General features: G+C 52.3%; 9 protein-coding genes and 1 riboswitch. Of the genes, 5 read left to right on the top strand and 4 right to left on the bottom strand.

Features of this window, described 5'->3' with window-relative positions; genetic code table 11:
* Positions 1 to 22: 22 nt before the first annotated feature.
* Positions 23 to 84: riboswitch (Fluoride riboswitch) on the bottom strand.
* Between the two features lie 86 nt (positions 85 to 170).
* On the bottom strand, positions 171 to 776 hold the full coding sequence (locus tag MKY64_RS22445; protein ID WP_340955796.1) for a hypothetical protein: 606 nt from the start codon (positions 774 to 776) through the stop codon (positions 171 to 173).
* A 269-nt stretch (positions 777 to 1,045) separates the two neighbouring features.
* Between MKY64_RS22445 and MKY64_RS22440 the strand changes: the two genes are divergently transcribed.
* Positions 1,046 to 2,941: an ATP-binding protein gene (locus MKY64_RS22440; protein WP_340955793.1), complete on the top strand. Its 1,896-nt coding sequence runs from the start codon at positions 1,046 to 1,048 to the stop codon at positions 2,939 to 2,941.
* 181 nt (positions 2,942 to 3,122) lie between these two features.
* Positions 3,123 to 4,967, top strand: coding sequence for an ATP-binding protein (locus tag MKY64_RS22435; protein WP_340955791.1), 1,845 nt, complete (start codon positions 3,123 to 3,125; stop codon positions 4,965 to 4,967).
* Positions 4,968 to 4,990: 23 nt separating this feature from the next.
* Here the strand turns inward: MKY64_RS22435 and MKY64_RS22430 are convergent, their stop codons facing one another.
* From MKY64_RS22430 to MKY64_RS22420, 3 genes are all read right to left on the bottom strand, one after another.
* Positions 4,991 to 5,239, bottom strand: coding sequence for an NHLP leader peptide family RiPP precursor (locus MKY64_RS22430; protein WP_372238068.1), 249 nt, complete (start codon positions 5,237 to 5,239; stop codon positions 4,991 to 4,993).
* Between the two features lie 74 nt (positions 5,240 to 5,313).
* Positions 5,314 to 6,255 carry a hypothetical protein gene (locus MKY64_RS22425; protein ID WP_339312930.1) on the bottom strand — a complete coding sequence of 314 codons (942 nt, stop codon included), beginning with the start codon at positions 6,253 to 6,255 and terminating at the stop codon, positions 5,314 to 5,316.
* 972 nt (positions 6,256 to 7,227) lie between these two features.
* A complete protein-coding gene (locus tag MKY64_RS22420) occupies positions 7,228 to 9,159 on the bottom strand; it encodes a beta-N-acetylhexosaminidase (RefSeq protein WP_339312931.1) in 1,932 nt (643 codons plus the stop codon).
* Between the two features lie 84 nt (positions 9,160 to 9,243).
* Here MKY64_RS22420 and MKY64_RS22415 point away from each other — a divergent pair, with 84 nt between their 5' ends.
* From MKY64_RS22415 to MKY64_RS22405, 3 genes are all read left to right on the top strand, one after another.
* The gene (locus tag MKY64_RS22415) at positions 9,244 to 10,098 is read left to right on the top strand and encodes a helix-turn-helix transcriptional regulator (protein WP_339312932.1); all 855 of its coding nucleotides are present in this window, start codon (positions 9,244 to 9,246) and stop codon (positions 10,096 to 10,098) included.
* An 840-nt stretch (positions 10,099 to 10,938) separates the two neighbouring features.
* Complete coding sequence (locus MKY64_RS22410; RefSeq protein ID WP_339312933.1) at positions 10,939 to 12,384, top strand: sensor histidine kinase; 1,446 nt, start codon at positions 10,939 to 10,941, stop codon at positions 12,382 to 12,384.
* Positions 12,385 to 12,407: 23 nt separating this feature from the next.
* The gene (locus MKY64_RS22405; protein WP_036693598.1) at positions 12,408 to 13,043 is read left to right on the top strand and encodes a response regulator; all 636 of its coding nucleotides are present in this window, start codon (positions 12,408 to 12,410) and stop codon (positions 13,041 to 13,043) included.
* The last annotated feature ends 182 nt before the right edge of the window (positions 13,044 to 13,225 follow it).

Genomic DNA, 13,225 nt, shown 5'->3' with positions numbered 1-13,225 from the left:
AGACTCCTACCAGCGTAGTTAACCACTGGTAGGAGTCATTAGCCCCGAAGGGCGGTTATGGCGAACTCCATCGCCGTAATCGAATGAAACTATCGTATGCCGATTGTCTCCAAAAGTCAATATGAACCTGGACCTTGGGTGAACGCCCCGGCAGGACCGCTTAGCCGTGTCTACTCGTCACCGTTCGAGCCGTTCAGCACATCGGTTCCGGGCATGGCATCAGGGTCGGGGGAGACCGGGTCAATGCTGCTTCCGGGAACCAGCTCATCCGCATCTGGGACATCCTCCAGCGGAGCGGCTTCCGCTTCTTCGGTCACCTCTTCCTCCGTATCCGCATAATCAATGACGCTGCCGGTTAATCCGGCTGCACCGGCCGTGTATATAGCATCCGACTCCAGCAGCTCATCCCGCTGCGGACCGGGGGTGGCGGAAGAGGGAGCGGGGCGGTCTGCGCGCGGTCCAAGCCCGGCGTCCGGCACATTCAGGCCGATATCGGCTGCCAGAATAGGATCGCTCTCCAGCGCCGGATCCGAGCCGTCATCCACTACACCGTCGAAATCGATCGGTGTGAAGTGAGCAGGGTCATGACTGGCCAGTGCAGATTCCAGCGGGCGGTTCCCGGCGCCTGCAGTTTCCTCACTGGGGCTTGGCTCAGTAATCGTGCCAAGCGGACGCAATTCTTCCAGCGGGATATCCTGCTCTGGGGAGACACCGCCCATTTTGGTATAGCGCTCATATGCAAAGTCGGCTTCCGTCTTATTGAATTCGTTACCCATCGTGAATCAGCTCCCTTTTCCCTTGTTGTAAGTCTTCTTCATCTTATAGTACAACTATACCCGTTTAAGCGGCGGCGAATCTGCCCGGCATCCAGGCTGCCCATCTGATTAATATATTCATTTCTCCGGCAGAATAACCGGAATAGATGAATTAACCGAGCCGTTTCGAGGTTATTTGCAGTCTGATGGCAGGTATTGTGCAAACGTTGTCGAAAATAAGAATCATATGGACTATATAAATACAACTAAGGATTCACTGAGGTGCCACAATGAAGTTAGCATCAACCAAAACAGCCGCAGTCTTTATTATGCTGCTGCTTGTAATAACCATCATTCCGGCGGGGATCGCCATAGAATGGGATGCACATACCGAAGCGGAAATTCCGGCCTGGGAGCTGAAGTGGGAAACGGCCGGGAATAGCGGCATAGAAGCTGTAATGGCAGGGCCAGCCGCCGGATGGACATGGGTGCGGGCCAGGGAGGCCAGGCCCCTTTCGCCAACAGGTACCGCTTCCGCCTGGATGCGGATTACCTTGCCTCCTGCGGGAGCAACTCCCGCTATTCTGATCGATAGAGTATTTGGCGACAACCTGAAAGCATATATAGACAACCGGCTAATCTACGATTCCAGCGGGGATGTGGAATATAGCGGCAACAAGGTGCTGATTCCATTACCGGCACAAGACAGTGCAAAGCCGCTCTATCTGTGGAATGCGGGCAGCGGGGAGTTTGGAATCGAGGGGCACATAAGGGTTGGCAGCTATAATCAGCTGCTGTCCTTTTATGTGAAGCAGGATCTGGTGGACGTTGTGCTCGGAGCCGCCATGATCTTCATGGCCGGAGCGTTATTGATCTGCCTGCTGTTCCTTAAGCCCGAATTTTTCTACAGCGGTTTTTTTCTGGCCCTTGTCATCCTGTCCTTTGGAGTGTTGCTGCTGACGTACTCCCCGTTTCTGACGCTGATTCTAAGCCGGGGGGATCGTCTGAGGCAGATCAGCTTCGATTTGGCCCTGTTCACCATTATGCCGGCGTTCACGCTTTATTTTGAGCAGCTATTCGGACCGGGCAAGCGGGGCTTCACTACCCGGGTGCGTAAATTTCAGCTGGCCTATTCCCTGTTCTGTACCGCAGCGCTTATTCTGAATGCCGCAGTATCCTTCCGGCTGGATGTGCTGTATTCTATTCTGACTATTAACGCAACCGGTGTACTAATGATGGCCCAGCTTATCTACCTGCTGTATCTGGCATTTTCTTATGCCCGCAGAGGCAATTCAGATGCCATCCTGTTCACGGGCGGCTTCTCTATATTTGCCGTGGTCTCGGTGGCGGAGCTGCTGCGTTACTTCATTTCAATGGAGAGGTATCATCTGTACTGGTGGAAATGGGGCATGGTGGTATTCATTCTTTCCCTGATTGCTATTCTGGGGAAACGGTTTGCGGGAAGCCATGAGAAGGCGCTGGAATACGCCAGGGAGCTGGAGAAGTTCAATAATGAGCTGCAGCGTTCGGAGAAAATGGAGATTATCAGTGAGCTGGCCGCCTCGGTAGCCCATGAGGTGCGTAATCCGCTCCAGGTCACACGCGGGTTCCTGCAGATTCTGGGGGAGCGCTCCGGCAACAAGGAGAAGGAATATCTGAAGATGGCTGTGGGAGAGCTGGACCGGGCCTCGGTAATCATTACTGATTTCCTTACCTTTGCGAAGCCGGGCTTGGATATCGTGGATGTATTTGAAGTCTCGGGGGAGCTGAAGCATGTGTCGGGAATCCTGCTGCCGCTGGCTAATCTGCAGGGCGGTTCGATAGAGCTGCGTCTGCAGCAGGAGCTTCAAGTGACGGGCAGCCCGGCCAAATTCAAACAGGCGTTCATTAATCTGATCAAGAACAGCATTGAATCACTGCAGGAGGAAGGGGAGATTGTAGTAACAGCCTGGAGGACAGGCAACTGGGTAATCATCAGCGTGAAGGATAACGGCGAGGGAATGAAGGTTAGCGAACTGGCCCGTCTGGGCGAGCCGTATTACTCCAATAAGACCAAGGGGACGGGGCTCGGCCTCATGGTCACCTTCCGTATTATTGAAGCGATGAACGGCACGATTGAGTTCCACAGCCGCAAGGGCGAAGGAACCGAGGTGCTTATTAAATTGCCGGCCTCCAGCATGAATTAGAAATTTTTTTTGTTTATTCCGTTTTTTTGAAGGGATGGGCAGAGCATGGGGCGAAATATTAACACTACAGAACTTTGCTTCTAAAACTTTCCTCTGAGGTGCTTGCATGTCTTTGATGGTCAAAAGTTTACATACAGCGTTAGTATTGTTCTTGCTGTGCCTAACCTGCGGAAGCCTCCTGGTGTCCGCGCAGAGCGCTTCCCCCGCCAGTGAGATCAGACATTGGCAGATGAAGTGGCAGGAGGGGCCGGATGATGGCGGACTCCAGGCTCCTGTAAAGGATGACCAGGGGTGGATTGACGTGGAGGCGAAGGCGGAGATGCCGCGCAAGCCTACCGGGGTATCCTCCGCCTGGACCAAGATTACTTTGCCCTCCTATCATTACGTGTCCCCCTCCGTCTATATTCAGACGATTTATGCGCTGCATGTGAAGGTGTATGTGGAGGACCGGCTGGTTTTTGAAGGAGACCGCGGCTTCATTATGGATAATTATTCCTTGCTTGTGCCTCTGGACATGCGGGATAACGGAAAGACGCTCTATATCTGGACGCAGACGCTCCAGGACCGGATCGGAATCAAAGAGCAGGTGATACTCGGTGAGCACAGTCTTCTAATCAAGGACTATATCAAAAACGGACTCATAGATGTGATTCTGGGCGGCGCTTTTATCTTCGTGGCGGCGGTGCTGTTTGTGTGCGCATTTTTCCTGAACAAGGAGTATTTCCCCGTGACGGCTTCGCTGTCTGTTGTTATCGCCTCTACCGGTGTGCTGTCTGTAACCTACTCTCCCTTCACGTATACCTTCTACAGCTATTTGGGCGGGCTCAGTGTATTTTTGTTCGATGTGGCGCTGTTGTCCCTGTTACCCGCACTGACCTTCCTGTTCGAGAAAATTTTCGGCGCGGGCAAATACGGCATCATCCGCAGGTTCCGCAAATTCCAGATGGTCTATTCCTTATTTTGCTGTGTCCTCCTCATTATAAATGCACTCTCCGGGGGCCAGTATTTGAAATTCTACTACTTCATCTCCACCAACATTGTCGGAATTATTATGATTCTTCAATTCATTCTGCTGATCGGCTGCGTCATCGTGTTCTCCCTGAAGCGCAATAAGGATGCGATCATCTTCGCCTGCGGCTTCGGTACGGCTGCCCTTACCGGGGTGTTGGAGCTGATGTGGTATTATTTCAAACGCGGAAATTATGATCTCTTCTACTGGAAGTGGGCGCTGGTTGTGTTTATTCTCTCGCTGATTGTGATTCTGGGACGGCGGCTGGCGCAGAACCACAGCCAAGTGGTGAAATATTCGCAGGAGCTGGAGCTGTTCAACAACGAACTGCAGCGTTCAGAGAAAATGGAGATTATCAGCGAATTGGCAGCATCGGTAGCCCATGAGGTACGTAACCCGCTCCAGGTGACCCGGGGGTTCCTCCAGCTGCTCAGCGAGAAGTCGAGCGGGGACGAGCAGAAATACCTGTCCATGGCGCTCAGTGAGCTGGACCGGGCGGCGAGTATTATCACCGATTTTCTGACCTTTGCCAAGCCCGAATTTGAACAGGTCTCCCTGCTCTATGTGAATGAAGAGTTCTTGCATATCCAGAGCATCCTGCTGCCTTTATGCCATTTGAACGGGGGCAAAATGATTCTGGAGGTGGAAGACGGTCTGCGGGTCAAAGGGAATTCCTCGAAGTTCAAGCAGGCGATGATTAATATCATCAAGAACAGCATTGAATCCCTGGGGGAGGAAGGCACGATTCAACTGCTGGCATACAGCCGGGGGGATAAAATACATATTCATATTAAGGATAACGGGGCAGGTATGGAACCGGCTGTGCTTAGCCGTCTGGGCGAGCCGTATTTCTCCTCTAACAAGACGAAGGGCACGGGGCTCGGGCTGATGGTTACCTTCCGTATTATTGAAGCGATGGAGGGAGAAATTCGTTTTATGAGCAAAAAAGGAGCCGGAACCGAGTCCATCACCATTCTGCCGCGTGCAGAAGGGCCGGACGATTCCAACTCCCGATAAGATAATAGGTTGACTTGAATATGCTACCAGGTTCCCATTGGGGTGATACGTGTCTTCATTACATCGGAAGAAGGGCTTGGGGGAATGACCAGGTAGAATTCATTAGAGCCTTCCTCTACGGTCTTCAGTGTAATGTTGTCAGGAAGGTTGATGCCCAGCGCTTCCTGGAGCGCTGCCTTCGGATCTGCAAGCAGTCTTTGTTTGAAAGCCGGATCTTCCCACGCCTTCTGAATCACCTGATTCTTAAGAACTCCTACTGACAATACAATCACCCTTTCAAAATGGTTATAATTGCCTTTTTAGTATAGCATAGGCCATTCTATAATTCTATTGCTATTTGCATAAATTATGAGAGATTCGAGTGCGAAGACAGCCAGTAATCCAGCCCCCCGCCCAGCAGCAATTGCTTCTGCGCTTCAATGGCTGCGGCGATTTGCTGCAGGTTCTGCACGAGCACGAGATGGAAGGACACCAGCAAGGGCAGCTGTAAGCTGGCCTCCTCCAGGATGAGTTGGTTGGCTTGGGCAGTCGCAGCATATCCGGTAAGTCCGCCTGCTACATAGATGAAGTCCTTCACTGTTGATTCGGTCAGTGGTTCTCCTGCGGCCATCCCGGTACTGGAGCGTACCAGTGACAACAGGCAGTTATAGCTGCTGTCCTCCAGATCCTGTTCCCAATCTTCATAGTCGTCAAGCAGCTGCAGGGTCAACAGCACAGTGTGAATCATCTCTTCGGCCTCGGGAATGGAGGAGGACTGGCCGGAGAGGAGCAGCGCGGCCGTGCTGCTGAGCTTAAGCGGGCTGGCCTTATGGGAGATACGGATGCGGTCATTCAGGAAGTAATCGCTGCCGGCTTCACCGCTCACGCTGTCTGCCCACTCGCTGATGTAACGGCTGAAGCAGGGCCAGAAGGGAGAGTCCGCCGGGAACAGCGGAAGGTAGGTAGCCAGAAACTCGACATAGAGCAGATTGGCAAGTGGCAGCGCTTCCGCAGCCGAGGCCTCCGGGCTGTCCATCAGATCATCCTGGAGGAAGAAGTAGAGCATGAGGAAGATGTTACCTGCGGACATCCTGCGGGCCACTTCAGGACTCAGGCCACAAGGGTCCTGGAGCCAGAAGGGCAGCAGGTAACAGATGTAATTCTTGTGGCTGTCCGGGTGGAACACGTTGAACTGATTGAGATACGACAGGCCGCGGGCATTAAGCGGCTCTGGAAACGCAGAGATCACCCTGCGGTTCTCCTCAAAGACCACACGGAGCTCGTCCTCATAAGCATGAAGCCAATCCATAGGCTTATCTCCTGTCAATTATGTATTTTATTTAAAATATTAGGTAAAAAGTGGTTATATGATCACATTATAATCCTGCGAATGACCTATTTCAATCCAAATTTTGTTGCTGTGCGGCGCAGGATCGCCGGGAGGAGCAGGAGTGTACCTGATTTCACCGGTTGAAGGTAAATGTATGCGTATTAAACCGACCACAATGGGACCCGGGGGCAGCACGTAGGCTGAATGTAATCGAAAAATCGACCATATTGAGCCTGACGGAGGCGTGTGTTCCCAATGTAATCGAAAAACCGACCATATTGGACCTGACGGAGGCGTGTGGCCCGAATGTAATCGAAAAACCGACCACAATGGGACCGGGGGCGGCGCGTAGGCCAAATGTAATCGGAAAACCGACCATATTGAGCCTGACGGAGGCGTGTGGCCCGAATGTAATCGAAAAACCGACCATATTGGGCCTGACGGAGTCGCGTGGAGCAAATGTAATCGAAAAACCGACCACAATGGGACCGGGGGCAGCGCGTAGGCTGAATGTAATCGAAAAACCGACCACATTGGGCGTGACGGAGTCGCGTGGAGCAAATGTAATCGAAAAACCGACCACAATGGGACCCGGGGGCAGCACGTAGGCCAAATGTAATCGAAAAACCGACCATATTGAGCCTGACGGAGGCGTGTGGTCCCAATGTAATCGAAAAACCGACCATATTGGGCCTGACGGAGGCGTGTGGCCCGAATGTATGCGGAAAAACATTCTTTCAAAATCTTTCTATATCACAAAAAAAACTCCCTTTGGGAAATGGAGCTTCTGCACAACCATTTCAAAGGAGAGGTTTCTATTGTACGTTCAAATATAAGAATTTATATGTTGCACACAATAAATTATCCTTCTATTTCTCGCTGAAACGGTACCGTCCTTTAAAAGGACGGCAAAGCCGTTTCCACTTGTAGTGTGTTCTTCCGTAGTGTAATCTACCTAACTGCCTCTGCATCCAGCTTGGCGGCAAGTGCGGTATATTCCCCGCGCAGGCGGACCAGCTTCGAGACACTGCGCTCCAGGCCGCCCGGCCGGTTGCGCCGGGTCCAGAGCTGGCGGTACTGGTGGAGCAGCAGATCCAGATCATGGATCAGCGCCTGTACCTGCGCTGCCTGGGGCTGCGAATCGGCGGCGGCGAGCTGCTGCTTAAGCCGGGTAAGCTGCACGGCATGCTTCACGAAGTGAATGCCGCTGCGCAGTTCTTCTATGACCAATCCGGCGTCGCTGCATTCCAGAACGGGCTGCTCAAGCCTGGCTTCAAGGGCAAGAATGTATTGCTCCAGCTGGTCGAGCTGTTCTACAGGCAGCTTCACAGCCAGCTGCACATGCTCCAGATGGCTGCGCAGCAGCATAGACATCTCCGTGTCATTCGGGCGGACCGTGCCCGACTCCAGCTTGTAGTAGTTGCCCAGATCCAGCAGCAATTGCCCGATGGTTCCTGAGCGGTCTTGGAAGACTGCCGTGTTCAGATAATGCGCCACATCCGCCTCCAGATTCCCCTCTACATTCCAGGCAAGCGCTGCCCCGTAGGCGAATCCGGCATAGCTGACCGGCAGATGCTGCCAGTGGCCGAAATCTCCCCAGTCGGTAATCAGGTAGCCGACAGCGCCGTTTCTCTTGCCATGCACCGCAGCGCTGCGCAGATTGGCGAGCATGTTGTCGGTCCTGCCGGTGAGCGAGTTCCAGGAACTGGTTCCCGGGCAGACATAGAACGGGATGCCTGCCTCCTTGAATTTGCGGGTATCCGCTTCAAAAGGATGAGCCGCGCTGTATCCCCACTCCATGGCGATGATATCCTTCGGCAGCCGTGGGATCAGCTCGGGATGCTGGATGATGATATCGCCCCAGAATTGCATGGTTTTGCCGCGCTGTTTGACCAGTCCGTGAATCTTCTGCAGGAAGGAGAGATACAGCTCGCCTTTGCCGGAAGACTCCGCCAGTGCCTGGCTTGCACCAAGTCCCAGTTCATAAGTCTCATCACAGCCGACATTGAACATCTCTGAGCTGAAGTAGGGAAGGAGGTCATCGTACATCGTGCCCAGGAGCTGCAATACCTCAGGGTCCTCTGTATGGAAGGTTCCGGGATGCATAAATAATCCTTCTGGGTATAAATCGCGATCATACATCTGATCCGGGAGCATGAAGCCTGCGGGGATCTCTGCCAGATGGTTGAACTCCGGCCGGGTTAGCCAGCCTTCCATATGGCCGAAGCTATTTTGATTAGGCACCAGCTCAATATACCGCTCGCGGCAGTAGGCATCCAGCAGCAGGATTTCATCGCCGGTGAGCGGAGTTTCCAGCTCCCATACCTGCGGGAAGGACTCGTAAGCAAACGGAGCTCCTTCTATATATAGCTGCAGCTGATTCAGCTTGAGGTCCGCCATGAGATCAATGATCCGGTACAGGGTATCCAGCGTGGGGATTTTGTTGCGGCTGATATCAAGCATGAGTCCTCTGGCCGCGAAATCAGGCTGATCGCAGATATGCAGATAAGGCAGCGTCCGGCCGCACTGCTGCAGGAGCTGCTTCAGCGTCGCCGCTGCATAATAAGCGCCTTGCGGAGAACCGTAAGCGGCAATGAGACCTTTTTCGTTAATGTGCAGCTCGTAGGCTCCTTCTGCAAGCAGTGCGTTATAGCGGAAGGTGCAAGCCGGAACTGTGGCAGCCCGCTGCCCTATGGACAGAGGCAGACTGAGACGGACCACCTCGGAAGCGGTCTGTTGAAGCCTGCGGGCTGCGGGAAGGGCAGACACCTGATCCTCACCGGCCAGCACAATGCTGCCCCGGGAAGGAAGGGGGAACTGTCCTGCGGATACCGTGATCTTCTGCGGCCGGGGAAAAAGCTGTAAGTGAACAACATCAGACATAGCGTGGACACCTCTTATTCATGTAGAATATGATCATCTTCATTATCAACATATCACTCCTGAACACATGGAGGAATGCAATGTATGCCCAAGCTCATGGATTATATGATCAGCCCGTATCCTATAAGAATTATTGATCCGAAGGTGGAGGCCGCCAGGCTGCGCCTGAAGTCGATTCGTGTCGGGCAAGCCGGCCATCTGCCGGGAAGAACGCTGTTTCGTTCGGGTGTCACCTTTGAACACTGGGCACTTGTATATATAGTCGCAGGAGCCGGAACTTATACGGAGAACGGAGGACCAGAGCAGCAGGTCCATGAGGGAAGCCTGTTTTTTTTCAGACCCGGTTATAGCTACAGCTTCGGACCGCCCCCAGGCGGGTATTGGGATGAATACTATATTAATTTCAGCGGAAGCCGTGTCACAGAATGGCTGGAAGCGGGAATGATTGCGGGTGGAGAGGTAACCCGGGGGGATAAGGCGGAAGGGCTGAAAGCGTCCTTTGAAAAGGTTCTGGCGTACATGGCCGGAGATGTTCCCGGTGATGCGGACCGGGCTGCGCTGCTGCTGGAGGAGATGCTGCTGGAATGCTCGCTGCAGCTCCAGGGCAGCCGCCGCCCGTGGCAGCAGGAAGCCATGCCGCTGATCCGGGAGGCGCTGAATGCCTGCATTTATGAGCAGCCCGATCTGCCGGGGATGGCCGAGCGCCTGCACCTGTCCATGTCTACACTCCGCCGCACCGTGCGGCGGAGCAGCGGGTACCCGCTGCATGAATATATCCACAGGCTGAAGATGGCCGAGGCCAAGCATTTGCTGCTGAATACCTCCCTGCAGGTGCAGGAGATAGCGGGAATGCTTCATTATAGGGATAGTTTTTATTTTTCAAGGCTATTCAAGAAATATATGGGCCTCTCCCCGCAGACCTGCCGGAATCATCTGTGACATATTAAACGACATAATTCTACTTTTTATCTTAAAATAGTCTCAGGATAATGTCGTTTTTTGCAGATTTTTGTTGACACACAGAAAAAAACAGTGATATGCTCTAGATAATATTAGCAGTTCTAGAATAGTTCTTCTAGACTATGCCGGAGATGAGACTATTGAGAGAGTATTACTGCATCAGTTGCCGCAGTCTCCATAAGGTGGTAGGACCTAATCATACCTTGCGTATTTTGTCCACCGGGTATCATATCGTTGGCGAACAGCGCTATCAAATTTGTATATGTAATAATGCCAAGCTGGAGCAAGCTGTGACGGCGGTGACTGAATAGACTGTGCCGGGTGTACTCACCGGATAACCGAAGACTTCTCTTTTGAAGAGCTTGTCCCTGGAGGGAGAGGCTCTTTGTCATGCCCGGAGCCGGACTGGATAATTTTGCATACGCTATCATTTGAGGAGATGGATAGAATTGTTTAATTTTTCATGAAAAAAGAATAATTATACCCATTTTATTTTCAAAGTAAACGCTATCATTAGAAATCGAAACTTGTTATTGTGATTTTTCTCATGTATGATGCTTTTAAACATAGCTTAGAATAAACTCGAATTTTCCACAAACTGGAGAATAGGGTGGTGGGATGAACATTAAATTAACAGTCGAAGACCGTACGATCGCCTTTTTCAGAATCTTTTCTTTGTCCCTCACATCGTTTATGTACCTCATGGTTCCTGCGGGGCCTTCCGTAATATACAAATCCCTACTAATCATTGTGCTATTCTTATTTGCCCAACTATTCCCGTATTATTACCGGAGGTTCCATGCAAAAGCCCGTACTCTAATGCTGATGGTCAGTATGGAGACGGCACTCATTGCGGTGTTGATGTTATTTACTGGAGGATACGATAGTCCTTTTAAGCTATATGTACTGAATCCGGTGCTGTTTGCGGCGGGTGCGCTCTCTTTGTATTGTGCCTGGAGTCTGATCCTGGGTTATATTGCCATGGTGGCGGTATCGGGCTACATGGATGCCGGTTCTCCGGGTCTTACGATTGCTGAAACTATGCTTGCCAATGGTAACCTGTTTCTAGCCCTGGCTCTCGCGGTTATAGTTATGCAGATGGTTAAGGGGATAAAGCGGCAGCGGGAGGAAGCGAACGCGCGGACCAACGATACCATGGAGCATATCAAATCGCTTTATCACATCGTGGAAACATCAAGCCAGCATGACTTCATGAATATTGGCCAAGTCATTACCGACTATGTGGTCAAGCTTACCAAGCTGGAGAAGGCACTGTTCTGGTTCGCCAAAAAAAGCGGTGAGCCTGCTCCGCAGAGCCGCCAGACGGGATGGCAGCATGAGGAGGAGCGCTTTCTGTTCATGGAGCTTGAGAAGCACGAGCATGAATGGAGGCTGCAGCGTGAACCGGTATTCAAGAGTATGCCGGGGATCGGCGACTTCCTGCTGATGCCGGTAAGAATGAGCACCCGGTTCGTCGGAATGATTGGCGTGAAGCTGGAAGCCTCGGAAGGGCTGGAGGGCCGCCGGTGGTACATCCAGCAACTGATGTTCCTGTCGGAGCTGAGTGCGATTATTCTTGAGCGCCACGAGCTGGGCGTGATCGAGAACCGGCTGATCATCACGAACGAGCAGAACCGGATAGCCGATGAGATGCACGACAGTGTCTCCCAGAGTCTTTTCGGAATCGTCTATGCGACCCACTCCCTGAAGCAGACCTGGCGCAAAATGTCTGAGCGGGAGCTGGAGGAGCAGATTGAGCTTATCCATGATTCAGCCACCAAGGTAGCCAAGGAGCTGCGGATTACCATCTACAGCCTCAGCTCCAAGAAGAGCGGCGGCCCGAGCTGGCTTGGGATGGTGCGCTCGCATCTGAAAAGCCTCTCCCGGCTTAATGATGTTGAGATTGAACTGAAAATAACGGGGGATGATTTCAGTCTCCCTTATCCTTACCACAAGGCACTCTTCCGGATTATCTCCGAAGCGACCGGCAACGCCATAAGACATGGTGCTGCCAGCCGGGTGGATGTAGAACTGTCGCTTAAGCCGAAATGGATTAGACTATCGATTATCGACGATGGCGTCGGTTTCGATGCAGATCTAAGCTGGAACGAACCTGATGAGCACTCAGGCGGACTGGGAATGAAGAATATGCAATATCTGGCACAGTCCCTTGGAGGCGATTTCCAGTTAACCAGCAGTGAGAACGCTGGAACCAGAATTTTAATCTCTATACCTGTCGGTGTGGCTGAACTGAAAAATGCATAAACTTTAGGCAGGAGGTCGTTCAAGTGAAAATCGTCATTGTTGATGATCACCCTTTGGTGAGAAGAGGATTGGCATCTGTGATATCGATGCAGTCCAATCTGCAGTTTGCCGGCGAAGCAACGAATGGCCAAGAAGCTCTTCTCGTGATTGAGGAGATACAGCCTGATCTTGTGCTGATTGATCTGAAGCTTGCCGATGAATCGGGCCTGGATATTATCAAGGAAGCCCGCGTGCGCGGATTCTCATGCAAGTTCATCCTGCTAACATCCTCAGCCAGCCGGGAAGATTTCCTGAAGGCGGAGGAAGTGCTGGTAGACGGTTATGTACTGAAGGAAGCTCTGCCGGAGGAATTGCTGTTTGCCATTCAACTGGTCCACAAGGGCAGGAAGTATTACGATCCCGGGCTGATGGAAGATAAGATGCGCATGAGCGGCAGCAGTCCGACCGATGAGCTTACACCCAAAGAGAAGGAAGTTCTGATTGAGCTGGGACAGGGGGCCTGCAACCGCGAGATTGCTTCACGCCTGTTCATCAGCGAATTCACCGTCAAGAAGCATGTCAGCCAGATTCTGGCGAAGCTGCAGGTGGCAGACCGGACGCAGGCGGCCTTATACGCCAATGCTGTCGGGCTTACCAAATATGAGATGTCATACGATTAATAATCATCCCTGTGAATGATCGGGGACGGAGCACGGACCACGTTGTCCGTGTTTTTTTGCGTTCAGGGAAATCAAAGAAGGGGGAGATTACCGGTGCAGGCCGGATGTATGCCAAAAACAGCACACATTATGCTCGCAAGCGGGCCCACGGCCCGAATGTATGTGAAAAACAGCATACATTA

It is taken from the genome of Paenibacillus sp. FSL R7-0210 (genome assembly GCF_038009085.1).
Lineage (GTDB): Bacteria > Bacillota > Bacilli > Paenibacillales > Paenibacillaceae > Paenibacillus_AQ > Paenibacillus_AQ silagei.
This window is presented reverse-complemented; position numbering and strand designations above follow the sequence as displayed.